The following is a 25,802-nucleotide window of genomic DNA, read 5'->3' on the forward strand; positions in this document are numbered from 1 at the left end:
TATTCAGGCTGAAAACAAAGTCCCAGTAACGCGCAAAATCAACGGCAAAGATCTGGCTCAAGATGTCGAGCTGACGGCCTCTGATGTCGACGCCTACAACAAGCAGGAAACAGACGGATTAATCCAGCCGGTCAAAGTGCAAGCCGAAAATGCCATGAAGCTGGCGAATACGGCCAATAACAATGCGATAACAGGCATCAATAATGTAACAAAAGCCATTGATGAAATGAAAATCGCCATTGCCGGCAAAGTTCCGGTAACTCGAAAAGTCAATGGCAAGGAATTAACTCACGATGTCGAGCTGACCGCCACTGATCTTCATGTTTACACCACTGAGGAAGTTGATAGTTTAGTTGATGAAGTTAGAAACCTAGCCAATGAAGCCAACAACAACGCGAACGGCCGAGTTCCCATGGCGCGTAAAGTGAATGGCAAAGCGCTCTCTTCCGATATCGAACTTGCCGCATCTGATATAGGGACTTATACCAAGACCGAAATCGATACTAAAATCGACAATGTTGAAGCGAAGGCTAAAGAAGCCAACAACAATGCCAACAGCCGAGTTCCTATGGAGCGTACAGTGAATGGCAAAGCGCTCTCATCAGATATTAAGCTTGCTGCATCTGATGTAGGTGCTTATACCAGAGCAGAAGTCGATACGCGTATCAACAAGGTGGATGTATTAGCCAGCAATGCCAATGGCAACGCCAATGGACGTCTGGAGAAAAACCAAAATGGCGCAGATATTCCAGATAAACAAGCTTTTGTAAGAAATATCGGTTTGGGGGATCTCGTTGGTTTAGATATCAAATCCAATCTAATCGGGGTTGATCACACTATCGTCAGGCTGGGCGAAATATTTATGATAAGCGGGCTGGCGAAGGGCCTCGAATCTATTGGTAAATATAATATTTCTGAAATTGGTGGAGTGACTTATTATACCCAGTTTTACCAAATAACACTTCCCATGACGTTACCGAACGGCATCATTTCATGTAATGCAAATATCGTTGGAGATAACTTCAATAATCAAAATCCCGGCATTCTGGCTGATGTTAAAACACGGCGTGATAATGCAAATGGAATGGGATTGTCGAAAGATACTCTGACAGTATCAATCACGACGCCACATTTAGGCTGGGAACCCGATCTTTATTATCAGGTTGTCGGGTATTAGTAGAATATGGGTGACTTATTGATAATTAGTTGACTGAAATTAAGAATTAAAACAGGTGATCGCTGAGGCGATCACCTGTTTAAACTGTCTCAGGTAGCAAACCTATAAATAAACCGGTACCAGGATTTCAGTGGCAATAATCACGACCAACAACCCCACCAGTACAGGAACTGAAGTACGTTTCACGACTTCCATCGGGGAAATTTTCGCCATCCCTGCAACAGCAACCACGACTCCGGAAACCGGGGACAAAGTACGCCCAAGATTGGAAGCCTGTAACATCGGGATTGCCAAATATGCCGGATTAGCGTCCATTTTACCCGCCAAGCGCGGAATTAACTCAACAAACGCATAAAACGGCGCATTACCTGAACCAGTCGTCATGGCAGCCAGCATAGTAATAATGACCAGTGCGATCATCATCACGATTGCCCCGGAACCAAAAGATTGCGCCATGTCAATCAACCCACTGATAAAGCCAATCGCACTCAATCCCTGAGCAAATACTCCCGCCGCTACCAGCAAGATCACGACTGTCACAAATGCATCAGCCATACCACGGTAAGCCGCTTCCAGACCATCGAAAACTTTCTTGGCACTGAAACTACGCATAAATTCAATCAATGCCGCCAACATGATGCACATCACGATAATAGTAATGATATGCAGTTCAGGCCCCCACTTACCATCAAACACCAATACACCAATCACCGGTGTAAATGGCAAAATGGCATAAAAACCCGGCGCATTGGTGGTGATTTCTTTCACATCCAGCATTTCTGTTTTTATATTTTCCCGCTTATCCAGATAACGCTGCCAGAAGAAATGTGTAATTGCCATTGCAGCAATGGCAGCGATAGAAATTGGCAAAGTCGTTTTGAACGCAAAATCAATCAATGGCATATTTGATGCCTGGGCAGCCAATACCACATCTCCTGAAGTCGGAGCCAGAATAATTGCCGCAGGTGATGCACAAATCGCTGCTGCTGCGCCTCGGCTGATCCCGACATTAACCATGACCGGAAATAGAGTTGCCATCAACAGCACCCCCAATCCCGTCGCGGAAGAAACGGCCAGAGACATCAGGCACGCTATGATATAAGCTGCAACCATCAACAAATAAGGTGAATTGATCATCTGCAATGGGCGTGAGGCAATTTTAGCCACCACGTCATTTGCGCCAATATGCGTCATATAAGCCGCAAAGCCACACAGCATCATAATCATCAAGCCAAGATCACCACTACGGCTCATCAGCAAGAATTTTATATATTCAATGATGTCTGTTACCTGCCAGCCTGTAGATGTCATGCTGGCAGGTAAAACACTTTTCCCCATTAATACGCAGGCGATCAATAACAATAAACCGCCAATCATCAAGACCCCTGTCGCAGAATAACCTTTAATTATGTAGTACCCCACTGCGATGGTTACTACAACACCAATCAAAAGTTCTAACATTTACCCTCTCTTTAACTTATTTCTGAAACTTTGAGCTATTTTTTTAATTTAAATGCATGATTAACATGCACTCTGCCCAAAAAAAGCAAGAGATTTTATGATATGTATCAAGAGAAAGTAGGTATTTTTTGATTTAAAGAGGAAAAAATGCAAATTTCGAGCGGTAATCAGATTTTTTTGCTGTAAATAGAGCCATTATTGGCTCTATTTACTATAGAAAAAGAATGCAACGTGAACATTAAGACGTTACTTTATTTTCTATTCAACAGATCCCTGAGCTTCTGGCGCTCTTCACTGCTGCTATTATTTTCCAGCCAATCTTTAATTGATTTTCTGGCTTTTTGCTGCAATTCATCACGTAGCAAGGATTCTATATTCAGCTTATATTGCAGGCTATTCCAGTCACCATAAACTCTCAATGGGATTTTTAATTCTGACAGGCGGCGCACAAACTCGTTTTGTTGGCCCCATCCCTTCGTCAGTTGAACCTGTAATGAAATGTCAGTGTTCTGTTTCAGCAAATTCGCTTTGCCTTGGCCTTGAATATTAAATATCTCGGAATTTGCAACGATTGCACTAATATCAATATCACCACGGTTTACTTGTGCTTTCATTGAGATATTTTTTGCTTCAGTAAAATCACCTGTACTTGTAGGTTGGCTGACTTTATCTGTTACACGCGAAAAAGATTGTTGAATCAATTGAGGAATATTCAACCCATCCAGACGTGCATTCTTCAAATCAATATCTAAGTTACCTTGCCAATAATGAGAAATGGCATATTCATCATAACCTTCTCCTCCAAGTTCCCCGTTTAAATTCAATTGACCATTAAATACGGATGGCAAAGCCAGTGCGGTTAATAAAGGCTTCAACTCAACTTTCTGTAAGAGTAACTTTGTGTGCAATTTGGCCGGAACAGCCGTGGCATCAATTGTAGTCGGGAATGAAAAATGCCCGCCAAGCACATGACCGTTTAATTTTGCAATTTCTGTTATGCCCGCGTGATTAGAGGCTTTCAGGTCAAGATTATCGATATTCATGCCCTGATAAATGAATTTATCCGCAGTGAACGAAACATCAGCATCAAAACCTTGCAAAGAGGTAAGATCATAATTAGGCAGGGGAGATACCGAGGTCGCAATTACCGGTTTTAATGAGTTATTTTCAATTCGGTAATCATGTTGGGCTTTGGGGTTATTTTTGGAGAGAACATCCCATCCCAATAAATTATCCAGATTCAATTTTGGTGAAGTCAGATTAATAGTGTATTGCGGCTTATCCTTCAATATAGCGGCGATATCCCCTTTCAATTCACTGTCATCATTTATCGTCAGAGCCAGATTCTGCAATGAAAAAGATTTAGGCGAAGATTGATATTTTACCGTGGCACCACCGGTTCCTCTGATTCCCTCGGAGGATGAACCAATCCTTTTTAAATGATATTCAAAGGAATTTATATCAGCGGACACCTGATTAGGATAAGCGGAGATATCTATGGAGGCATTAAGCCCAAATGCCAATTCTTGCTGGTTTTGGTTAATTTTACTGCTGAGCTCCATATCAACACGGCTTTGATCATGGCGTTCCAGCAACAAATTGATATCACGTACATTTAACTGAGTATGAGAGTCGGTTTGCCAAATAAGCAAGCTATCCACGACTTTGATTCTGGCAATATCTAATTTCCAGGCCTGATTAGCTGCCGCTACCGGATAGCGAATATCACTTTCAGGTGCAATTGGAGCGGTTTTTTTTCTTTTTGGCTCGCTATCCGGGGTGAATCGCAAAACAGCCCCTTTTAGCATCACTTCCTTAACAGAAAGTTGATGGGACAACAGTGGTAACAGTTCCACATCCAAACGCATATTTTCTGCCACAATAGCAGGTTTTTCAGCATCCTGAGCAGTCAGCGATACTTGCCCCGTCAGAATGCTCAATTTTGGCCAAACATGCCAGCGCAAATCATCCTGCAACACGAGATGGTAGCCACTCTTTTTTTGTACTTGCTTGACTATATAACCACGAAATTCATTAGGATTAACCAGCATAACCAACGCAGATAAGCCCATAACAATGACTACTAACAAAATAACGAGTGTCGTTAACAATCTTTTCATGACGTCCCCAGTCTCATGTCCACAAGATGACTATTCCTCAACAAAAAACTTTATCAGAAAAGTTAATCTTCGCTGATTCGACTGCCTACGGCTCCTTGTTGATTTTTATATTTGGCATCCTGACGTCGGTTATAAGGCCGTTCAGCAGATCCTGAAAGCGGCTCAAAGCTCAACGCACCAATGACCATGCCGGGACGCAGGGCTAAGGGCAGTTTGCCTGAATTGTAGAACTCCAGAACAATTTGCCCCTGCCAGCCCGGATCAATGCGGTGAGCAGTAACATGAACCATCAAGCCAAGGCGCGCCAGAGATGAACGCCCATCTAACCAGCCAACAACGTTATCAGGTAATGTGACAGATTCCAGCGTCACAGCCAAAGCCAATTCTCCAGGATGAAGGAAAAATGCCTCTCCATCTGGTAATGTGATTTCATCGCTCATGACCCGATCAAGTGCTGCGTTAACTTCGGCTTTGGGGCCGCTTAAATCAATGTAAGCAGCAGTATGACCACGAAAAACGCGAAACTGATTCCCAAGGCACACATCGGCAGTTGCACCGTTAATACGTTCGACAGGAGGACGTGGAGTAATTACCAATTTACCTTCATCTAGCCATTTAATAATGTCACGGTCACAGAGTCGCATTGTTTCCTCTCAAATACGATGATACTTATGAATGCCTGAAGGCATATTATTCACAAAATTGGCCAATCTTGGCTTTTAAGATATCAATGGCTACGCGGTTCTTCCCACCACGCGGAACAATAATATCGGCATATTGTTTTGATGGCTCGATAAATTGCAAGAACATTGGACGCACGGTTTTATTGTACTGTTCCATCACTGAATCCAACGAACGACCACGCTCATTTACATCACGCTTAATGCGGCGCATCAGGCAAATATCCAGTGGTGTATCGACAAATATTGAAAAATCCAGCTCTTGGCGCAAGCGCTTATCCGTTAATAGTAGAATACCTTCAAGGATAATGACTCTTTTGGGTTTAAAATGAATGGATTCGGATTTGCGGGTGTGTTCGACATAGTCATACTGCGGCAGTTCAATAGATTTCCCGGACTTAAGCGCCTGAAGATGCTCGAAAAGCAAACTGTGATCCATTGAACTTGGGTGATCGTAATTAACTTTGTAGCGTTCTTCCATCGGAGTATTGGTTTGATCTTTGTAATAGCAATCTTCTGGAATAACGCCGATATTGTGATCACCAACTTGAGCTCGTAATTCTCTATAAAGCGTGTTGGCAATAAGGCTTTTGCCTGAGGCAGAGGCACCTGAAATACCTACGATTGTACACTTGTGTGCGTCGTCAGCCATAATAGAAATAACCTGGTTAAAAAAGAAAAAAAATAAAGTGGGGACATGGCATTCAATAACGCCGTGCGTGGCGGATTATAGGGAGTTAATGGCTTCTATTCCAGAGTAAACAAGATAAGTCTCGTTTTTTTCGATGCGCTTCGCATAAAAATCCGGCAATTTGCTACCCGGATGCAGAATATTCTAAAAATAGTGTTCAAATGTAAGCACGATAACTATTTCTAAAAAAATTATCAAAACTATCCTTAAAAATCAGATAGGTTATAACGAGTCAATGAGTAACCAGCACGAATTCCCGATAATATCTAATGCTGAATCGCTCATTCAATCTGCCAGCAGCACATTTCCTTAAGAGTCGCTATAAAACAAAAATGCCGATATTCAAGATCGGCACTTTACTGTAACAAGTAGGTTAATTTAATCCGTTAACGCTTCAATTTTATCCCGGCTCAGGCCGGTACTCGTGACAATGATGTCCAAACTGACACCAAGCTGCAATAATGCGTGGGCTGTTTCCAATTTGCCTTGCTCGAGGCCTTCCAGTCGGCCTTGCTTGAAGCCTTGCTCGAAGCCTTCCTTTCGGCTTTGCTCAATCCCTTGCATAAATCCCTCCGCATACCCTTTTTGCTCAAGTTGTTCCGCGATAGTCTTCAACATTGTTTCATGCTCCGGTAATTGCTCAATCAGTTAAAAATTGTGACAAACCCAACGTACGCCCATTCAATAAACTAACGCCTAATGCTGAATCGCTTATTCAATCTGTCAGCAGCACATTTCCTTGAGAGTCGCTATAAAACAAAAATGCCGAAGTCCAAGATCGGCATTTTAATGTGAAAAGCAAATTAATTTAATGTGTTAACGCTTCAATTTTATCTCGGCTCAGGCCGGTACTCGTGACAACGATGTCCAAACTGACACCAAGCTGCAATAATGCGTGGGCTGTTTCCAATTTGCCTCGTTCGAGACCTTGTTCTAGACCTTGTTCTAGACCTCGTTCGAGACCTTGTTCTAGGCCTTGTTCGAGGCCTTCCACCCGACCTTCTTCTCTGCCTTCCACTCGGCCTTGCTCACGCCCTTTTTGCTCAAGCTGTTCCGCAATAGTCATCAACATTGTTTCATTCTCCGGTGATTGCTCAATCAGATGATGGACAAATTGTGACATATTCAACGTATGTCCATTCAATAAAATATAGCTTAATACAACATGACGCTGTTCGACGGTATTATACCCTGTATTCAAGAGAGCCACCAAATGGGGAGCCCAGTCCAATATATCCCGGCAGCGAATATGTTTCTGCACCAGCTCCAACAGAGCGATGCTTTTATGTGTCAGGATTTCTTCATCGCTCAGAACACTGACATCCACCAGCGGGAACGCCTGACGATATAAACGGGCCGCCTGTTCAGGGAACTTAAAACAGTCCAGCCATTGGTTTGAATATGGATAAGGGCGGATTTCCCCGTGATAAAACAGCAAAGGAACTACCAAAGGAAGTTCAGTGTGCCCTTTTTTAAGGTGCGCCGCCATTGCTGACATAGAATAATACATCAACCGCCAAGCCATCAGTGGGTCAGGTGTAGATTGATGCTCAATCAAACAATATATATAACCCTCTCCTTGAGTTGTCTCAACCGAGTACAACACGTCACTGTGCAACTGACGTAAATGCCGATCAACAAAACTACTGGATTCCAATTTCAGGGTGGTTAAATGACACAATGACCTGATCTCTTCAGGCAGATAAAGAGATAAAAACTCTCTGGCTGTCTCAGTCTGTGTTAAAAAATGTTTAAATAACGCATCATGATGAAGCTTTTTTGCTTTCTTTGACACAATCCGCATCTCTATTTAATAGATTGATTATTAAGCCTATTATTAAAAAACGCCCCCCTTCTCTGAGAGGCCAATCAATGTACAATATATTTTCGATTGGCCCAATATCGAACCCAGTTAATCAGTCTTGTATCAATCCTTGGCGTCGAGAACAAAAATAAGGCACCGGAGTCTTTAAAAGCCCATCTGGTGCCCATAATTTGTTAAATTATCCAGCGGTTATAGAATCTTTTACCTAATAATTTTCGCCTTTAATTATCGTTTTTCATCCCGTTATACTATCAATGCTACTGTAACTCCGCTTCGCAATTTATTTCCCCCAATGCCATGTTTAAGACTTCAGCCAGAGCCCTTTTATTTTCAGTATCTTCCATCAAGCTAAAATGATCCCCCGGAACAGCAGTTAATTGCAGCAATGAATCAGGGATGATTCACAGGGGGTGTTTTGAGGCAAAAAAAAAGCGTGATCGTTATGCCAAGAATATTAATCACGCCAATCTATTTTTAGCTGAGAAAGCGCTAACATAAAAAAGCGCCGTTCCAGATAAGTCAATAACTGAAACGGCGCCTTATTATGTGATTATCAAACAATCTGTTGATTCAAACTGCCCGGAAGGAGATTTCCGTCGGAATTTTTTCACCTTGCCAATACATCTGAGCTGAAATAGTGCCCGCAATTTCACGGTATATATCCGCAAATTCACTGTCAGGCTGGCTGCTTACCGTCGGTTCGCCGCGATCAAGATCTTCACGCAGTGAGATATGCAGTGGGATTTGCCCCAGTAATTGGCAATTATATTTTTCTGCCAGTTTTTCTGCTCCTCCTGTGCCAAAAATCGGTTCGTGATGGCCACAGTTACTGCAAATATGCGTACTCATATTTTCAACGATACCCAGCACCGGTACATTGACTTTTTGGAACATCACAATGCCTTTCATTGCATCAATCAGGGCAATATCCTGCGGTGTCGTGACAACCAATGCCCCTGTCACCGGAATATTTTGGGATAAGGTTAACTGAATGTCTCCCGTACCCGGCGGCATATCTATCACCAAATAATCTAGGTTCGGCCATAAGGTATCTTGCAACATCTGCATCAGGGCCTTGCTCGCCATCGGGCCACGCCAGACCATGGCATTATCATCGGTAACAAGGTAACCAATGGAGTTGGTTGCCATGCCATGTACCATAATCGGTGCCATGTGTTGGCCATCGGGAGAAGTCGGGCGTTCTTTGGCTGTGCCAAGCATGTTGGGAATAGACGGGCCATAAATATCCGCATCCAGAATGCCCACCTTAGCCCCTTCCTGAGCCAGCGCTAACGCCAGATTCACTGCGGTACTGGATTTACCGACTCCCCCTTTTCCAGAGCTGACAGCCACGATATTGCGCACCCCATTGACACCGGGTAAATTATTGGCTCGGCGTAACGTACTGATATCATGGAGTAATCGCCATTCAACGGATTTAGCTCCCGTCGCAGCTTGTAAAGACAGGGTTGTTTCTTTCTTCAGGATTTCGAAGGCCCGTTTCCAGACAAACGGCATAACCAGTTCAATATGCAGTACCCCATCCAGCACCGTACAATGATGCAACGCTTTCAGGGCAATCAAATCTCGCTCTAATGTCGGATGTTTGAACGTTGCCAGTACTTTTACAACATGTTCTTTCAGCAGGTCAGGATTGGTCTGCTCGGGGGATTGTGAATTCATCCCGGCTCCTTTTGATTTATCTTTTTCAACCTAAAACTGTTTAGTCATCATAACAGAAGCAAATGACTTCGGATAAGGTAACAAGTAAAAGTCGCGAAGATCTCTCGTTGCCCTAGCGGCAACGCTCTTGATCAGGTAACATCAAAAACCCTTTTCATTTTACGGAAGTAAGATCCTAACTATGTCTCAAGTCGCGAACAAATTATTGGTGACCTGTGCGTTGCCTTATGCTAACGGTCCCATCCATCTCGGTCATATTCTGGAACATATTCAGGCTGATATTTGGGTTCGTTATCATCGAATGCGCGGCAAAGAGGTTCACTTTGTCTGTGCAGATGATGCCCACGGTACACCAATCATGCTGAAAGCTCAGCAAAGTGGGATCTCGCCAGAAGAGATGATTGCCAAGGTGAGCCAGGAGCATCAGCAGGATTTTGCTGGTTTTGCTATCAGCTATGATAATTATCACTCCACGCACAGTGAAGAAAACAAAGCGTTTGCATCCCATATTTATCTGGAACTGAAAAAAAACGGTTTCATCAAGAATCGGACAATTTCTCAATTGTTCGATCCAGAGAAATGCATGTTCCTGCCAGACCGTTTCGTTAAAGGTGCCTGCCCGAAATGTAAGGCGGAAGATCAGTATGGCGATAACTGTGAAGTCTGCGGATCAACTTATTCACCTACAGAACTGATCAATCCTCGTTCCGTTGTCTCTGGTGCGACTCCAGAAATGCGCGATACCGAGCATTTCTTCTTCGATCTGCCTGCATTCAGCGATATGCTGCAAAAATGGACTCGTTCCGGCACGTTGCAAGAGCAAGTGGCGAACAAGATGCAGGAATGGTTCGATTCTGGCCTGCAACAATGGGATATCACCCGTGATGCTCCCTATTTTGGTTTTGAGATCCCTGATCAGCCGGGTAAATATTTCTACGTTTGGCTGGATGCGCCAATTGGTTATATGGGCTCATTCAAAAATCTGTGTGATAAGCGCAGCGACCTGAATTTTGACGAATTCTGGGGGAAAGATTCTAAAACGGATCTCTATCATTTTATCGGTAAAGATATCGTTTATTTCCACAGCCTGTTCTGGCCGGCAATGTTGGAAGGCAGCAATTACCGCAAACCAACGAATCTGTTTGTTCACGGCTATATCACCGTAAACGGCACCAAGATGTCCAAGTCGCGCGGAACTTTCATCAAGGCTGAAACTTACCTGAAACATCTTGATGCGGACTGCCTGCGCTATTACTACGCAGCAAAACTTTCTTCCCGCATTGATGATATTGACTTGAATCTGGAAGATTTTGCCCAGCGTGTAAACAGCGATATCGTTAACAAAGTTGTTAACCTCGCTTCACGTAATGCGGGTTTCATCAATAAACGCTTCGGCGGTAAGCTGTCTGAACAGCTCGCTGATCCTGCGCTGTACCAGAAATTTGTTGATGCCGCACAGACCATCGGGGAAGATTTCACTAGCCGCGAATTTGGCAAGGCTATCCGTGAAATCATGGCGCTGGCCGATCTTGCCAACCGTTATGTTGATGAACAAGCACCTTGGGTTGTCGCGAAACAAGAAGGTCGTGACGCTGATCTGCAAGCCATCTGTTCCATGGGAATTAACCTGTTCCGGGTACTGATGACTTACCTGAAACCGGTTCTGCCGGGCTTAACCACACGTGCGGAAGCATTCCTGAACACTGAACTGACTTGGGAAAGCATCCAACAACCTCTGCTCGGTCATAATGTTTCTCCATTCAAGGCGCTGTTTAACCGCATTGAAATGACTAAGATTGAAGCAATGGTTTCTGATTCAAAAGAAAACATCGAGCAACCCAAAACAGTCACCGGCCCGCTGGCAGATGATCCAATTCAGGACACTATTTCATTTGATGATTTTGCCAAAGTTGACCTGCGGATCGCATTGATCAAGCAGGCAGATTTTGTCGAAGGCTCAGACAAGTTACTGAAGCTCACCCTTGATCTTGGTGGCGAAACTCGTCAGGTATTCTCCGGCATCCGGTCAGCCTACCCTGATCCGAAAGCATTGGAAAATCGCCTGACAGTGATGGTTGCCAACCTTGCTCCACGCAAGATGCGTTTTGGTATTTCAGAAGGTATGGTCATGGCGGCAGGCCCCGGCGGGAAAGAAATATTCCTGTTAAGTCCGGACAGCGGTGCTCAACCGGGTATGCAAGTTAAATAATTATACCCTTCGTCTTTTAAGTTGCCTCTTTGTTGGCTGCACTCATTCACCCCAGTCACATAGTTATCTATGCTCCTGGGGTTCATTCCCTTGCCGCCGCGATGCAACTTAAAATCCATTGGGTATAGCGCATATATTAAAATTATATTGATTTTTATCAATCAAATAACAAAACGGGCCCATTTTGAGGCTCGTTTTTTAATGTAGCTGATAGAAGATTTGCAGAGTAAATCGTATGATAAAAGATTAGTCATATTGAGGAATAATCTATCATGTCTTTACAAAGCGTGCTGATGATAGGATGGCAATACCTGCGCGCATTCGCGCTGCTCTACTTATGCCTGATTGCCGGTAATTTCATTTCAGCACTACTTCTGTTCTCCCTTCCCGGCAGCATTATTGGTTTGCTCATCCTGTTTTGTTTGCTGGCATTCCAAATTATCCCTGCGCATTGGGTAAAGCCCAGTTGCAATTTACTGATGAAGAACATGACATTGCTCTTCTTGCCCATCGGGGTTGGGATAATGGATTACTATCCTCAGCTCAGCCAGCAAATACTTCCGATAGTGCTTTCCTGCATCGTCAGTACCATCATTGTCATGATTGTGGTTGCTTACAGCTCCCACTATATCCATCGCGAACGCATCGTCATTGGCTCAGAGCAAACCGGAACCGAACCCCCAACAACATTGCAAGAATCGGAAGAGAAAGAAAAATGTTAAGCCATATTTGGTGGTCACTCCCGCTAACACTGATCGTATTTTATTTTGCCAAAAAACTGTCGGTACGGCTCAAGTTACCTATTTTCAACCCCTTGTTGATATCCATAATTGTCATTATTCCCCTGCTGCTCATCACACACACTTCCTATGAGCACTATTTTGCCGGGAGCCAGATATTGAACCATTTGCTGCAACCCGCAGTTGTTGCCCTTGCTTTCCCGCTGTATGAACAGCTCCACCAGATCCGTGCCCAATGGAAATCTATCATTACCATCTGCTTCATTGGTTGTATTGTGGCTATGGTGACAGGTACTGCAATTGCATTATGGGCTGGCGCAACGCCTGAAATTGCGGCTTCCGTTCTGCCTAAATCTGTCACTACCCCAATCGCCATGGCAGTAGCCAGTTCCATTGGCGGCATTCCGGCCATCAGCGCAGCCTGTGTCATTATGGTGGGCATTTTAGGGGCAATATTCGGCCATAACCTATTCAATCTATTAAATGTAAAAACCAGGGCTTCCCGCGGATTAGCCATGGGAACAGCCGCTCATGCGGTCGGCACCGCCCGTTGTGCTGAAATAGATCATGTTGAAGGAGCATACAGCTCACTGGCTTTAATGACTTGCGGCATTATCACTTCACTGATTGCGCCTTTTCTATTTCCAGTATTACTGCATCTGTTCAGTTAATGGCTATTTTATTCATTGCTTTTTGTTAACGATCCTCTCGAATAATCACAGCCAAAATAGTTATTCAGATGTAACAATTACGTGAATTAAGTGATAAAAATAGTAAAAATTTGACATAAGTTGCTAAAATAATATCTTTATTACACAAATTTCATTAATTATTTGGCCGTTATCACATTACAAACTCGAACAGAACCCATAGAATGACCTTCAATTAATTTGGAGATCATTCTATGCAAGCTCGTTTTAACGCTATTTGGTCAGAAATTACGCCTGAACTGCAAGAAGCCCTGTTACCTTATATCAGCCATGACGATTTTCCTGCCATGCTGACAGCTGAGCAGGTTGAGTCTATCAAGCAGGCCTGCGGACTTAATGATCATGAGCTGGCACTTGCCTTACTGCCACTTGCAGCAGCCTGCTCCATCGCACCTATTTCCCGTTTTTACGTCGGTGCTGTCGCTCGGGGAGAAAGTGGTAATCTCTATTTTGGTGCCAATATGGAATTCACCGGCGTGGCATTACAACAAACCGTCCACGCAGAACAATCAGCCATCACTCATGCTTGGTTACGCGGTGAAAAGAAACTCGCTTCCATCACCATAAATTATTCGCCTTGTGGTCACTGCCGCCAATTTATGAATGAATTGAACAGCGGGATACAACTGGAAGTTTATCTTCCCAATCGGCCAAAATTGACTTTGGCCGATTATTTGCCGGAATCCTTTGGCCCACGTGATTTAACGGACATGCCACTGTTATTGGATGCAATTAATCACGGCTACCAATTGGCAACCGATGACGAACTTGTACAAACAGCATTGGATGCCGCAAACCGTAGCCATGCACCTTACAGTCACTCCCATTCCGGTATTGCATTACAGGATGCACAAGGGAAAATTTATGCCGGGCGTTACGCGGAAAATGCCGCTTTTAACCCAAGTCTGCCGCCATTGCAGGCAGCATTGATATTTATGAATATGTCTGGTGGTGATTGCCATGCCATCAAACGTGCAGTGCTGGTGGAAAGTGAAAGCAGCCACATATCACAGTGGAATGCTACAGAATCTACATTAACCGCCCTCGGTTGCACAAAAGTGGAACGGCATACATTTTAAAATGAAATAAGGGTGACTTAACAAAAAGGCAATTTATCCTCTTACCCCCCTCAAAAGGGGAAAAATAGGAAATTAAATAACATTTAATTAGCCAATTCTGTATGTTATCTCTCATTTTTACTCATGATAATGATATTTAAGTAACATTTACTGTACTTATTTTTTTTATCTTCTTAGGATCTGTTGCCGATTTTGTTATTGATTAGTTCAAAGAGTAAGCATCATGGAACTGGAACACGAAAGTAAACGTCCTCTTTATATTCCCTACGCAGGCCCGATTTTGTTGGAATTCCCTCTGCTGAATAAAGGCAGCGCCTTTACAGAAGAAGAACGCAGCAATTTCAATTTACATGGCTTACTGCCCCAGACTGTTGAAACCATAGAAGAACAGACTGAACGCGCCTATCGCCAATATCGCGATTTCAAAAATGACTCAGATAAACACATTTATCTCAGAAATATTCAGGACACCAACGAAACGTTGTTCTACAGGCTCCTTGATGCGCATCTCAGCGAAATGATGCCTATCATTTACACGCCGACGGTTGGTGAAGCGTGTGAACACTTTTCTGATATTTACCGTCGCGCCCGCGGTCTGTTTATCTCCTATCCAAACAAAGACTACATTGATGACATGCTGCAAAATGCCACCAAGCAGAATGTTAAAGTTATTGTTGTGACCGACGGTGAGCGTATCCTTGGTCTGGGTGATCAGGGGATCGGCGGGATGGGCATTCCTATCGGTAAGCTATCACTGTATACCTCCTGCGGCGGGATCAGCCCAGCTTATACCTTACCGGTTGTACTGGATGTCGGTACAAACAACCCTCAGCGTTTAAATGACCCTTTGTACATGGGCTGGCGTCATCCACGTATCACAGGCAAAGAATATGATGAATTCGTGGATGAGTTCATTCAAGCCGTGAAACGCCGCTGGCCGAACGTATTGCTGCAATTCGAAGACTTTGCCCAGCAAAACGCCATGCCACTGTTGAGCCGCTACCGTGATGAACTTTGCTGCTTCAATGATGATATTCAGGGCACCGCTGCTGTAGCTCTGGGCAGTCTGATCGCCGCCAGCCGCGCTGCTGGTCGTCAATTGAAAGATCAGGTTGTGACATTCCTCGGTGCAGGCTCTGCGGGCTGTGGTATTGCTGAGCAGATTATTGCGCAGATGAAATCCGAAGGACTGAGTGATGAGCAAGCCCGTGCTCGTGTATTTATGGTTGACCGTTTTGGCCTGCTGACAGATAAGCAGCCAAATTTGTTGGATTTCCAGAGCGTATTGGTACAAAAAAGCTCAACGTTGCAATCGTGGGATGTCAGCAATGATTCCCTCTCGTTGATGGATGTGGTTCGAAACGCGAAACCAACCGTTTTGATTGGTGTTTCTGGTCAATCAGGTTTGTTCACGGAAGAGATCATCCGTGAAATGCACGCACATTGCGAACGTCCAATCGTGATGCCTTTGTCCAACCCGACTTCCCGTGTTGAAGCACGTCCTGAAGACATCATTAAATGGACGGATGGCAAGGCACTGGTTGCAACAGGAAGCCCGTTTGCTCCGGTAAAATACAAAGATCAGGAATACCCAATCGCGCAGTGCAACAACTCCTATATCTTCCCGGGTATTGGTTTGGGCGTCATTGCTTCCGGTGCCAAACGTGTTACAGATGACATGTTGATGGCTTCCAGCCGGGCATTGGCAGATTGCTCACCGTTAGCGCAAACAGGTTCGGGGCCATTATTGCCACCCATTGATGACATTCAGGATGTTTCCCGCAAAATCGCTAAAGAAGTGGCAAAAAAAGCCCAAATTCAAGGCGTTGCGATTGTTACATCAGAAGATGCATTGGATGAAGCGATTGAGCGCAATTTCTGGAAACCAGAATATCGCGTCTATAAACGCACCTCATTCTGATATAGCCTTCGTCTTTCAAGTTGCATCGCGGCGGCAAGTGAATTCATCCACAGAAGCATAGATAACCGTATGTTGATAAACACGGTGACTGGGGTGAATGCGTGCAGCCAACAAAGAGGCAACTTGAAAACTATTGGGTATAAGTTCGTTGTAAATTTCAAGTTGCAGCCTTGCTGGCTGCAACTTGAAAGATAAATAATTTTGACAAGCTCAATGCCTCTGCTTCTGTATTTTTACTAAAGATCAACTTTTAATCTCCGACTAAACTTTCTCTATAGTTGTGAAATTCGCAGCTTGCTTCGGTATTTCAAGTAAAGTAGCCTTTAGGACATTGGCTCATCAGTATATATAAGGCAAACATAAATCATGTGGAAACGCTTGATTACTGGTCTCATTCTTATCATTGCTGTCCTTATTCTGACAGCCATTATGCTTGATCGTTGGATTAGCTGGAAAACGGCCCCTTACATTTTTGATGACCTCAGGCAGCTTCCTGCCAGAGAAGTCGGTATGGTGCTTGGCACATCTAAATATTATAAGAGCGGTAAATATAACCAATACTATTTTTACCGGATCCAAGGTGCCGCTAACGCTTACAACAGTGGCAAAATTAAATATTTGCTGCTCAGTGGTGACAATGCCCAGCACAATTACAATGAACCGATTACGATGCGCAAGGATTTAATTAAAGCAGGAATCCCGGCCAGCAGTATTGTGATGGATTTTGCCGGTTTCAGAACACTGGATTCGATTGTCAGAACGCGCAAGGTTTTCGATACCAATGATTTCACGATCATCACCCAGCGCTTCCATTGTGAACGCGCTCTGTTCATTGCCATGCACTTGGGGATAGAAGCACAATGTTATGCGGTGCCTTCACCCAAAAATATGATGACGGTTCGTGTCAGGGAAGTACTTGCCCGTCTGGGTGCCTTGACTGATCTCTATATTTTAAAACGTGAGCCTCGTTTTTTAGGCCCGTTGATGCCAATCCCGACATTCAATAGCGTACCCAGTGATATCCAAGGCTACCCTGCTGTATCACCAGAAGAGTTACAGGAATTAGAAAAGAAGAATCGCAAAGAGCCGGAGCGATAAGCTCCGGTTCACAGGTTATTGACAAAATCTGGATTCAGGTATTCGTCAATAAAGCATCAAAAGCGGAAATAATGTTATTTCTGGATCCAGTGACATTACAAATGAAGTCCATTTTATTGATTTTCTTGGCTTCAAGAAAAGTCATTGCTGGGGTAAACACATAATAATCTGCACCGTTAACACTGACGATTGGAGTTATACGTTTTTGATTGAGACTCAAATCATTTTTAGATACCAACGGAACAATTAACCTAGTTGATAAATCATCAAAATAGTCATGTTGAATGATCAGATAATAAGGCCAAAGCTGGTTAGATTTAGCTGAGGGATTACGGTAAACATCAAACTGTGACATTACAAACTCCCGAAAAAGTCATCATCCTTAAGCATTCCTGCGCGCTCCATAAAAGCATTCATAGTTTGCATATCTTGTTTTTCCTTCGATTGTTCACTTTTTCTAGCCTCTATTTCCTGAGCCAACAGCCTATCCAACGTTGCTGACAGATTAATGTTCATACTGCGGGCAGTTTCAACCAAAGCAGCCGTCAGGTATACATTGGTACTTTTTTTTGTGTTATGGCGGGAAGTTGTCGAAGTTCTCATGATGATGTCTCTTATGCGCATAAGTCTGCGCATAATTATGTCCATAATAGGATAAAAAATCAACAGCAGTGATATGTTGATTCAATCAGGTTCAAATAGAAAGTGTATTGAACTTCGAGATTAATTTCCCAAAAAAACACGTTATTAATTGCCCTATTAATACAAAGCGATACGGGTGTGTTATTGGTACACGTGAATTAGTTATTCACCCTCATTATGTTTTAGTTTATGGCTTACACTATGAGATAGTCAGAATCCTTTGTGTATACCCGTCGTTTTTCAAGTTGCCTCTTGACTGGCTGTACATCTTGAAATCCATAAGGCATCGAATAATGAAATGAATAATTCGTTAGTATTTCTAATTATTTTTAGGATGAAAGTAGGAAGGGTGGATAGTTGCCAATCCATTATGCTCATAAAAATACAAATTCTGCTGTTTTCAACGGAGTTTGTTAGCAATCTGAAACAGAGCCTATCAAATAGGCTCTGTTTCATCATAGAACGGGTTTAACCTTACGCCAATTTCGACGTTAAGCTACGCCACAGCTTTTCCATCGGCCCTTGTCGATAACGCTTCAACCACCAGCAAGCAAACGCAATATTCAATCCCCAAATAATGGGAACAAATATCATCAGTTCTAAGCGGGTAAAATGATCAAATAACGCCAAACGATAAAAAAGCGTGGTGCAAACCAAAGATTGCAGCAAGTAGCTGCTCAATGACATTCTTCCGACCTGCCGCAACCAGAAAGCCAGCCGCCAGCTCGAAATCACAGACCAAAACCCATAAATAAAGGCAATATAGCCAAATACCAACAACGGGGTCGCCAATTCAGTAATGGTATAGCGGACAGTCCAGGATGCAAAATAACTGTATGGATATAAAAACTGGATCGACAAAGCAACACAATGTATCGCCACACCAACAGGAATCAAGCTTAATGCGATATGACGATAATGTTTGGAGCTGAATTCACCTTTCAGCCATCCATTGCGCAGCAACATAGCGCCTGTAAGCATAACGCCAATGAGTTGCCAGCCATACTGCACCACGACCACAATCATTGCACCGCTTATTTGACGAATTCTGTGGGCCATCGCCAATAGCCCGCTATCCGTTTTCCAGTTACTTTCATGAAGAATATCTTCCGGTGTAGGATGCCAGAATGCATTGTTTTCCCCCACAGGAAACAAGCCCAGAAGATAGAACATCATCACACCAAATAAGTAACAAGTGGCTCCTGTACTGAACAGTTTTTGACGGGTATTAATAAAATGCCATGCCAATAAACCCACAAGGCCATATGACAACAAAATATCGCCATCCCACAGCAAAACACCATGCAATAAGCCGATGGCAGCTAAAATCAACAACCTGGGGATATTCCAATTACTTCCCCTTTGGCGAAGTAATTCGAGTGATGCCCCAAACAATAACGTCAAGATAAATAAAAATTTTCCCTGAGCAAAAATACTCAGGACTGACCAAACCACCACATCGGAAAATGTGACAGGCTCTTTATAGAAGAGATTCATGTAAGCAGCATATGGCAATGCAAAACTGGTAATATTCAGCAACAATATCCCCAGAATGGCAAAGCCACGCATACTGTCAATTATCTCAATTCTCTGATTTATTACTCCATTGCAATTATGTTCCATGATAATAAAAGTTCATCATGACAATTGCAGATGGCGCACAGCGCGCAGGAATTCCTGCCGTGTATTCTGACTTGATTTAAATAACCCACCAAGAGATGTCGTTGTTGTGGTACTGGTTGCGTCACGAATACCGCGTGCTTTCACGCAGTAATGAACAGCATCGATGGAAACAGCAACATTGCTCGTGCCAAGCAGCGTTTGCAATGCAATCAGGATCTGCTGCGTCAAACGTTCCTGCACTTGTGGGCGCTGAGCAAAAAACTGGACAATACGGTTAATCTTAGACAATCCGATCACTTTATCTTTAGGGATATAAGAAACGGTCGCCTTACCATCAATGGTAACAAAGTGGTGTTCACAGGTGCTGGTCAGCGTGATATCACGTACTGTCACCATTTCATCCACTTTCATTTTATTTTCTATTAACGTGATTTTGGGGAAATTGCGATAGTCTAACCCTGAAAATATTTCATCTACATACATTTTCGCAATCCGACTCGGCGTATCCGCTAAGCTATCGTCGCTCAGGTCAAGACTTAACAGTTTCATAATTTCTGTCATGTGTTCCTCAATGCGCGCTTTACGTACCTCCGGTTCCAGAGTTTGCTCACGCAATGGGGTTTCAAGACCACGGGCGACCAGTGCCGAATGCACTAATGCAGCTTCAGTACTTAGGGATGACATTAGTTTCTCCAAGAGTAATACTTTCCGTCACTCGACGGGAAATCGAGATCTCATTTACGCAGATATATAACACTTCCATATTATATCTGTACACAGCCATAGATCCGCGCACAACTATATATCGGAGAAAAACTATATATCCAAGCATAACTATACCTTCAGGTTATCAATGAGCCAAATCAAGATAGCTCACGATCATTATGGCTACGGTAAAATACCAGCAACCCGGCAATGACCAAACCAATAAATGCGATATAAAGGGCTGGCTCTAATTTTCCGGTTAACCACGTTGACGAGGCTGACACCATTGGCCCAACCAATTGCCCCAGCGCATAGCCTGTAGTCAACAGCCCAGCCATGTAACGGGCGTGTTCGGGCGCCAGTTCACGACCATACTGTAAAGCCAACTGCACCACGCACATAAACCCGCCACCCACCAGCAAGGCCCCTAACATTAGCCCGGCCATTCCCGGCCAGATTTCTGCAACCAGAATACCCAGAGCTTGCAGCCACAATACCATTGCCAAACGGCCTTGAGTTGTTCCTGTATTGCGCATCAAAATGCCCAATATAATGCCGATGACAGAAGCGCCGCCAAATATTGGCCAGACGAACTGAGCAAAAAGGCTGTCAGGGAAACGCTCTGCCGCCATTTGAGAAAGAAATGTTGCAGGCAAGATATAACCAAATCCCGCCAGACCATAACTCCAGACTAATCGCTTGATTTCCGGGGTCAGGACAAGCGTTTGGATTGCTGTTTGCGGGCGATGCAATTCACCATTGCGAGGCAAGTGAAGACTGACATAAATGCTCAACAACAGAGCCAGAATGCCATATAACATCCACGCACCGGCTGCATCCATTTGCCAGGATTGGACACCTACCGCCAGTACGCCACTGATGAATATCCCTACCCCGGTTCCTGAGAAAACTGCCGCACTCAATCCGGGGCGATTCAATCTAGCCAGTCCTTCGTTTGCCCATGCCACCACCAATACCAACGTCCACCCACTTGCCCAGCCAATGAAAAAACGGGCAATACTGTGCAATATCGGGCCATCTATTAATGCGGAGAGCAACGTAATAATTACCGCTCCCCATAACCCGCTCCACAAACGATATTCAACAAAACGTTGCGCACGCATTGCATCATAAGAGCCAGCCAAATAGCCTAGGTAATTGAACGCCGCAACAATACCTGCTCCCGTCAATGTCAGTTGAGATTCAGCAATCATTAACGGAACTTGTGGAGTAAATGTGAATCGACCGATTCCCATTGCGACCGCCAGAGCAAAAAAACCACTCAATGCAATCTGAAACGCTTCATAATTGCGGCGTTGAGGTGTAACGATTTGATTGTTCATAGTGATTAAATAACAATGGAATTAATTGTTTTATTAGGGGTAATTTAGTTATAGCAAATCATGAATATAATATACATCTTTTATTTATTTACTCTTTTGCCCGATTAAAAGAGAAGACCTTCATCATTTCCCATCAAAGCAATATTTGCCATAATGCATGCAATCAAGAATAAACCCTTGCCCGCAATCTGTGATATCTGCAGCTTGCGGCATTTATGGAGTTTCTCATGGATCACTGTCATACCTCTGGTTTAATCTCACTTGAGCAAGCATTGGAAGCATTATTGGCACAAACTGTTTCCCTGACTGCCACAGAAATAATTAACCTGACTGAATCTGCTAGCCGTATTACCGCTACCGATATTATTTCTCCCATCAACGTCCCTTCTTTTGATAATTCAGCAATGGATGGTTATGCCGTTCGCCTGAAAGATCTCAGCCAAAACTCAACCTTGCCAGTAGCCGGCAAAGCACTGGCAGGGGTTCCATTTCAGGGGGAATGGCCTTCCGGTAGTTGTGTGCGCATTATGACAGGAGCCCCTGTCCCTTCTGGTACTGATGCAGTTGTCATGCAAGAGCAGGCGGAAGTCACTGATGAAGGGGTACATTTCGCCAATCCAATCAATCAGGGGCAAAATATCCGTACCGTTGGGGAAGACATCCAGCAAAATGCGGTAGTACTGCCAAAAGGAGTCAAACTGTCCACCGCGCAGCTACCGCTTCTTGCTTCCTTGGGCATTACAGAAGTTGAAGTCATTCGTAAGTTGAAAGTCGCTGTTTTCTCTACCGGCGATGAATTACAAACCATCGGCAGCCCTTTGCAGGCAGGCCAGATTTACGATACCAACCGATTTGCAGTTCGCCTGATGCTGGAAAAGCTCGACTGTGAAATCATCGATCTGGGCATAATTCGCGATAATCCCGATTTCTTGCGTGACACCTTTGCCAAAGCGGATAAACAAGCAGATTTAGTGATCAGCAGCGGCGGTGTTTCTGTCGGTGAAGCGGATTACACCAAGCAAATATTGGATGAAGTAGGCAACATCGGTTTTTGGAAACTGGCCATTAAACCGGGAAAACCTTTCGCTTTCGGCAAACTGGAAAATGCGTGGTTCTGCGGTTTACCGGGTAATCCTGTTTCAGCCGTGCTGACATTTTACCAATTAGTGCAACCCCTGATTGCCCGCCTGTCGGGTTTTACTGCCTGGCAGCCCCCCGTACGCCTTCTAGCCAAGACGACAACCCCATTGAAAAAATCCCCCGGTCGATTGGATTTCCAGCGCGGAATAGCCTCGCTTAACACAGATGGCGAACTGGAAGTAAAAACCACTGGGCACCAAGGTTCCCATGTCTTTAGTTCATATAGTATCGGTAACTGCTTTATTGTTTTGGAACAAGAACGCGGGAAAGTTGAAGCTGGCGAAACAGTGCAAATTGAGTTTTTCAATCACTTATTGAAGAACCAATAACACTATTTACCAATAATACAATGTGAAGAAGACACTGAGAAATGGCTATCGAACTGACTGATGAAGAAACCTTGCGTTACAACCGGCAAATTGTCTTACGTGGTTTCGATTTCGACGGGCAGGAGAAATTAAAATCTTCAAAAGTACTGATAGTTGGTCTGGGGGGGCTTGGCTGCGCGGCGTCCCAATATCTTGCCGCAGCAGGTGTCGGTACAATGACTCTGTTGGATTTTGACACCGTTTCCCTTTCCAACCTGCAACGACAAATTCTCCATCGCGATAAACGCATTGGCATGCCTAAAGTGCATTCTGCGGCATTGACACTGAGAGAGATTAACCCGCATGTCACCATCCAGCCTGTTGAAGGATTGCTGGATGACCCTGCACTGGATAAATTAATCCGCCAACACGACATTGTGCTTGATTGCACGGATAATGTTGCCATCCGGGAGCAACTCAATCGTTTGTGCTACAGCAATAAAATTCCGTTGGTTTCTGGAGCAGCCATCCGTATGGAAGGTCAGCTTTCTGTTTTCACTTATCAACCAGAAGAGCCTTGCTATCGCTGCTTAAGTCGATTGTTTGGAGAAAATAGCCTGACTTGCGTTGAAGCCGGAGTCATGGCTCCATTGGTGGGAACTATCGGTTCTTTTCAGGCAATGGAAACGATTAAATTATTGACCCAATACGGGAAGTGCGTTCATGGCAAAGTCTTACTGTTTGATGCCTTGGCGATGCAATTCCGGGAGATCCGCTTGCCTAAAGATCCGCAGTGTGAAATCTGCCACGAATAATAATCATGGCCCCGCTTATTTTACGGGGCCATGATTATTTACGAAGCCACAGTTATTTATGGAGCCATAGCTATTTACAGCCCCACATTTAATTACCTGACGGGATTACTCAGTAATGCCCTGACTTGTCAGGTATTCTTCATAAGTACCTTTAAAATCAACAACCTTATCAGATTTGATTTCCAGAATACGGCTGGCCAATGAGCTAACAAACGAACGGTCATGGGAGACGAAAACCAGCGTTCCTTCATAAAGTTCCAGCGCAAGGTTCAATGATTCAATAGACTCCATATCCAAGTGGTTGGTTGGCTCATCCATCAACAAAATATTTGGCTTGTGCATCATCAACTTACCAAACAGCATCCGGCCTTGCTCACCACCAGACAGCACACCCACTTTTTTCTTGATATCGTCCTGACCAAACAGCAAGCGCCCTAAAATACCGCGCACTGCCTGCTCATCATCGCCTTCACGCTTCCATTGGCTCATCCACTCGAAAACCGTCATATCGCAGTCAAAATCACGGGCATGATCCTGTGCATAGTAGCCAATAGTGCAGTTTTCAGACCATTTAACCGTACCGCTATTCGGCTGCTCTTCACCCATCAAGGTTTTCAGGAAGGTTGTTTTACCGATACCGTTCTCACCAATCACCGCCATCTTTTCGCCGACTTCCATCAGCAAATTCAGATTCTTGAATAGAGGGCCGTTATCGTAACCTTTGGTCAAGGCTTCCAATTCCAGCGCATTGCGGAACAGTTTCTTATCTTGCTCAAAACGGATATACGGGTTCTGGCGGCTGGAAGCCTTCACTTCCGCCAACTGGATCTTATCAATTTGGCGGGCGCGGGAAGTTGCCTGCTTAGATTTAGACGCGTTTGCGCTAAAACGGCTAACGAACGACTGTAATTCAGCAATCTGGGCTTTTTTCTTCGCGTTATCTGCCATCAAACGTTCACGGGCCTGTGTTGCTGCCACCATGTACTCATCATAATTGCCGGGGAACAAGCGCAGCTCGCCATAATCCAAATCAGCCATATGGGTACATACGGTATTCAGGAAATGACGGTCATGGGAAATGATGATCATGGTGCTGTTACGTTCGTTAAGCACTTGCTCCAACCAACGAATCGTATCGATATCCAAGTTGTTGGTTGGCTCATCAAGCAACAGAACATCTGGATTGGAGAACAGAGCCTGTGCCAGCAAGACACGCAATTTCCAGCCCGGTGCCACAGAACTCATCAAACCATAATGCTGTTCCACTGGAATGCCCACACCCAGCAATAATTCACCAGCACGGGCTTCGGCGCTGTAGCCATCCATTTCCCCATAAGCGACTTCCAGATCAGCCACACGGTAGCCATCTTCTTCACTCATTTCAGTCATGGCATAAATGCGGTCACGTTCCTGTTTGACGGCCCACAGCTCCGTGTGCCCCATGATGACGGTATCCAGCACGGTATATTCTTCGAAAGCAAATTGATCCTGACGCAATTTACCCAGACGTTCATTGGGATCAAGACTTACGTTACCGGAGGTAGGTGTTAAATCCCCACCCAGAATTTTCATGAAAGTAGATTTACCTGCCCCATTCGCACCAATCAAACCATAACGGTTACCATTGCCAAATTTGACAGAAATGTTTTCAAACAGTGGCTTGCTGCCAAACTGCATAGTGATGTTGTTTGTACTTAACACTACTTTTGCTCTTAAAGTGAATATACCTGTCGTCTTTCAAGTTGCAGCTTTGTTAGCGGCGCTCAGGTCGGGAAAATTTGCACCCTCACCGTCGCGCTGCACCTTGAAACCCAATGGGTATACAAAGGGAA

At 44.2% G+C, this 25,802-nt stretch carries 20 protein-coding genes and 2 pseudogenes; 9 read left to right on the forward strand and 13 right to left on the reverse strand.

Translation table 11 applies throughout. From position 1 onward, the window contains the following. Positions 1-1,177, forward strand: a pseudogene (locus FE392_RS13080) (hypothetical protein); the annotation flags it as partial. A 102-nt stretch (positions 1,178-1,279) separates the two neighbouring features. On the opposite strand, the gene dcuC reads toward FE392_RS13080, so the two are convergent. The 7 genes and pseudogenes from dcuC to apbC all read right to left on the reverse strand — a co-directional run bounded on the left by dcuC (position 1,280) and on the right by apbC (position 9,637). Continuing rightward, positions 1,280-2,638, reverse strand: coding sequence for an anaerobic C4-dicarboxylate transporter DcuC (dcuC, locus tag FE392_RS13085; protein WP_319930664.1), 1,359 nt, complete (start codon positions 2,636-2,638; stop codon positions 1,280-1,282). Positions 2,639-2,889: 251 nt separating this feature from the next. Continuing rightward, positions 2,890-4,758 (reverse strand): outer membrane assembly protein AsmA, encoded by a 1,869-nt coding sequence (gene asmA, locus FE392_RS13090; RefSeq protein WP_319930665.1) that lies wholly within the window; start codon positions 4,756-4,758, stop codon positions 2,890-2,892. A gap of 62 nt (positions 4,759-4,820) precedes the next feature. Then, positions 4,821-5,402, reverse strand: coding sequence for a dCTP deaminase (dcd, locus tag FE392_RS13095; RefSeq protein WP_092507189.1), 582 nt, complete (start codon positions 5,400-5,402; stop codon positions 4,821-4,823). Positions 5,403-5,448: 46 nt separating this feature from the next. Next, on the reverse strand, positions 5,449-6,090 hold the full coding sequence (gene udk / locus FE392_RS13100) for a uridine kinase (protein WP_319930666.1): 642 nt from the start codon (positions 6,088-6,090) through the stop codon (positions 5,449-5,451). 417 nt (positions 6,091-6,507) lie between these two features. Beyond that, a pseudogene (locus FE392_RS13105) lies at positions 6,508-6,817 on the reverse strand (Rpn/YhgA-type helix-turn-helix domain-containing protein); the annotation flags it as partial. A 120-nt stretch (positions 6,818-6,937) separates the two neighbouring features. Continuing rightward, the gene (locus tag FE392_RS13110; protein WP_319930667.1) at positions 6,938-7,924 is read right to left on the reverse strand and encodes an Rpn family recombination-promoting nuclease/putative transposase; all 987 of its coding nucleotides are present in this window, start codon (positions 7,922-7,924) and stop codon (positions 6,938-6,940) included. 600 nt (positions 7,925-8,524) lie between these two features. Next, the gene (apbC, locus tag FE392_RS13115; protein WP_319930668.1) at positions 8,525-9,637 is read right to left on the reverse strand and encodes an iron-sulfur cluster carrier protein ApbC; all 1,113 of its coding nucleotides are present in this window, start codon (positions 9,635-9,637) and stop codon (positions 8,525-8,527) included. Positions 9,638-9,818: 181 nt separating this feature from the next. Here apbC and metG point away from each other — a divergent pair, with 181 nt between their 5' ends. The 6 genes from metG (at position 9,819) to sanA (ending at position 17,394) form a co-directional block, all read left to right on the forward strand. Beyond that, on the forward strand, positions 9,819-11,846 hold the full coding sequence (gene metG / locus FE392_RS13120) for a methionine--tRNA ligase (RefSeq protein ID WP_319930669.1): 2,028 nt from the start codon (positions 9,819-9,821) through the stop codon (positions 11,844-11,846). A 272-nt stretch (positions 11,847-12,118) separates the two neighbouring features. Then, the gene (locus tag FE392_RS13125; RefSeq protein ID WP_319930670.1) at positions 12,119-12,568 is read left to right on the forward strand and encodes a CidA/LrgA family protein; all 450 of its coding nucleotides are present in this window, start codon (positions 12,119-12,121) and stop codon (positions 12,566-12,568) included. Continuing rightward, positions 12,562-13,257, forward strand: a complete 696-nt coding sequence (locus FE392_RS13130; protein WP_319930671.1) for a CidB/LrgB family autolysis modulator — start codon at positions 12,562-12,564, stop codon at positions 13,255-13,257. The genes FE392_RS13125 and FE392_RS13130 overlap by 7 nt, the downstream gene beginning before the upstream one ends. Before the next feature lie 233 nt (positions 13,258-13,490). Further along, positions 13,491-14,375, forward strand: coding sequence for a cytidine deaminase (gene cdd / locus FE392_RS13135; protein WP_319930672.1), 885 nt, complete (start codon positions 13,491-13,493; stop codon positions 14,373-14,375). 223 nt (positions 14,376-14,598) lie between these two features. After that, entirely contained in the window at positions 14,599-16,296 is a 1,698-nt protein-coding gene (locus tag FE392_RS13140; protein WP_319930673.1) for an NAD-dependent malic enzyme, read from the forward strand. Positions 16,297-16,662: 366 nt separating this feature from the next. Continuing rightward, a complete protein-coding gene (gene sanA, locus FE392_RS13145) occupies positions 16,663-17,394 on the forward strand; it encodes an outer membrane permeability protein SanA (protein ID WP_319930674.1) in 732 nt (243 codons plus the stop codon). 34 nt (positions 17,395-17,428) lie between these two features. Here sanA and FE392_RS13150 read toward each other — a convergent pair whose 3' ends face one another. The 5 genes from FE392_RS13150 to FE392_RS13170 form a co-directional block, all read right to left on the reverse strand. Further along, the gene (locus FE392_RS13150) at positions 17,429-17,749 is read right to left on the reverse strand and encodes a CcdB family protein (protein ID WP_319930675.1); all 321 of its coding nucleotides are present in this window, start codon (positions 17,747-17,749) and stop codon (positions 17,429-17,431) included. Beyond that, positions 17,749-17,997, reverse strand: a complete 249-nt coding sequence (locus FE392_RS13155; RefSeq protein WP_319930676.1) for a type II toxin-antitoxin system CcdA family antitoxin — start codon at positions 17,995-17,997, stop codon at positions 17,749-17,751. Before FE392_RS13155 ends, FE392_RS13150 begins: the two co-directional genes overlap by 1 nt. Positions 17,998-18,510: 513 nt before the next feature. Continuing rightward, positions 18,511-19,659, reverse strand: coding sequence for a DUF418 domain-containing protein YeiB (yeiB, locus tag FE392_RS13160; protein WP_319930677.1), 1,149 nt, complete (start codon positions 19,657-19,659; stop codon positions 18,511-18,513). A 15-nt stretch (positions 19,660-19,674) separates the two neighbouring features. Further along, entirely contained in the window at positions 19,675-20,343 is a 669-nt protein-coding gene (folE, locus tag FE392_RS13165) for a GTP cyclohydrolase I FolE (RefSeq protein ID WP_319930678.1), read from the reverse strand. A gap of 179 nt (positions 20,344-20,522) precedes the next feature. Beyond that, positions 20,523-21,707 (reverse strand): YbfB/YjiJ family MFS transporter, encoded by a 1,185-nt coding sequence (locus FE392_RS13170; protein WP_319930679.1) that lies wholly within the window; start codon positions 21,705-21,707, stop codon positions 20,523-20,525. 227 nt (positions 21,708-21,934) lie between these two features. Between FE392_RS13170 and moeA the strand changes: the two genes are divergently transcribed. Together moeA and moeB are read left to right on the forward strand one after the other, a co-directional pair. Next, positions 21,935-23,176: a molybdopterin molybdotransferase MoeA gene (moeA, locus tag FE392_RS13175; protein WP_319930680.1), complete on the forward strand. Its 1,242-nt coding sequence runs from the start codon at positions 21,935-21,937 to the stop codon at positions 23,174-23,176. A gap of 41 nt (positions 23,177-23,217) precedes the next feature. Then, the gene (moeB, locus tag FE392_RS13180; protein ID WP_319930681.1) at positions 23,218-23,970 is read left to right on the forward strand and encodes a molybdopterin-synthase adenylyltransferase MoeB; all 753 of its coding nucleotides are present in this window, start codon (positions 23,218-23,220) and stop codon (positions 23,968-23,970) included. A 105-nt stretch (positions 23,971-24,075) separates the two neighbouring features. Here the strand turns inward: moeB and FE392_RS13185 are convergent, their stop codons facing one another. Then, positions 24,076-25,671 carry an ABC-F family ATPase gene (locus FE392_RS13185; RefSeq protein WP_319930682.1) on the reverse strand — a complete coding sequence of 532 codons (1,596 nt, stop codon included), beginning with the start codon at positions 25,669-25,671 and terminating at the stop codon, positions 24,076-24,078. Positions 25,672-25,802 lie beyond the last annotated feature (131 nt).

This window comes from Xenorhabdus santafensis (assembly GCF_033949405.1).
GTDB classification, from domain to species: domain Bacteria; phylum Pseudomonadota; class Gammaproteobacteria; order Enterobacterales; family Enterobacteriaceae; genus Xenorhabdus; species Xenorhabdus santafensis.

What these genes read in the sequence shown, in the direction of transcription:
- moeA (WP_319930680.1), top strand. Translation starts at nt 21,935, where the DNA reads ATGGATCACTGTCATACCTCTGGTTTAATCTCACTTGAGCAAGCATTG.
- apbC (WP_319930668.1), bottom strand. Translation starts at nt 9,637, where the DNA reads ATGAATTCACAATCCCCCGAGCAGACCAATCCTGACCTGCTGAAAGAA.
- FE392_RS13155 (WP_319930676.1), bottom strand. Translation starts at nt 17,997, where the DNA reads ATGAGAACTTCGACAACTTCCCGCCATAACACAAAAAAAAGTACCAAT.
- cdd (WP_319930672.1), top strand. Translation starts at nt 13,491, where the DNA reads ATGCAAGCTCGTTTTAACGCTATTTGGTCAGAAATTACGCCTGAACTG.
- FE392_RS13170 (WP_319930679.1), bottom strand. Translation starts at nt 21,707, where the DNA reads ATGAACAATCAAATCGTTACACCTCAACGCCGCAATTATGAAGCGTTT.
- dcuC (WP_319930664.1), bottom strand. Translation starts at nt 2,638, where the DNA reads ATGTTAGAACTTTTGATTGGTGTTGTAGTAACCATCGCAGTGGGGTAC.
- udk (WP_319930666.1), bottom strand. Translation starts at nt 6,090, where the DNA reads ATGGCTGACGACGCACACAAGTGTACAATCGTAGGTATTTCAGGTGCC.
- dcd (WP_092507189.1), bottom strand. Translation starts at nt 5,402, where the DNA reads ATGCGACTCTGTGACCGTGACATTATTAAATGGCTAGATGAAGGTAAA.
- yeiB (WP_319930677.1), bottom strand. Translation starts at nt 19,659, where the DNA reads ATGGAACATAATTGCAATGGAGTAATAAATCAGAGAATTGAGATAATT.
- FE392_RS13130 (WP_319930671.1), top strand. Translation starts at nt 12,562, where the DNA reads ATGTTAAGCCATATTTGGTGGTCACTCCCGCTAACACTGATCGTATTT.
- FE392_RS13140 (WP_319930673.1), top strand. Translation starts at nt 14,599, where the DNA reads ATGGAACTGGAACACGAAAGTAAACGTCCTCTTTATATTCCCTACGCA.
- FE392_RS13150 (WP_319930675.1), bottom strand. Translation starts at nt 17,749, where the DNA reads ATGTCACAGTTTGATGTTTACCGTAATCCCTCAGCTAAATCTAACCAG.
- asmA (WP_319930665.1), bottom strand. Translation starts at nt 4,758, where the DNA reads ATGAAAAGATTGTTAACGACACTCGTTATTTTGTTAGTAGTCATTGTT.
- metG (WP_319930669.1), top strand. Translation starts at nt 9,819, where the DNA reads ATGTCTCAAGTCGCGAACAAATTATTGGTGACCTGTGCGTTGCCTTAT.
- FE392_RS13125 (WP_319930670.1), top strand. Translation starts at nt 12,119, where the DNA reads ATGTCTTTACAAAGCGTGCTGATGATAGGATGGCAATACCTGCGCGCA.
- folE (WP_319930678.1), bottom strand. Translation starts at nt 20,343, where the DNA reads ATGTCATCCCTAAGTACTGAAGCTGCATTAGTGCATTCGGCACTGGTC.
- sanA (WP_319930674.1), top strand. Translation starts at nt 16,663, where the DNA reads ATGTGGAAACGCTTGATTACTGGTCTCATTCTTATCATTGCTGTCCTT.
- moeB (WP_319930681.1), top strand. Translation starts at nt 23,218, where the DNA reads ATGGCTATCGAACTGACTGATGAAGAAACCTTGCGTTACAACCGGCAA.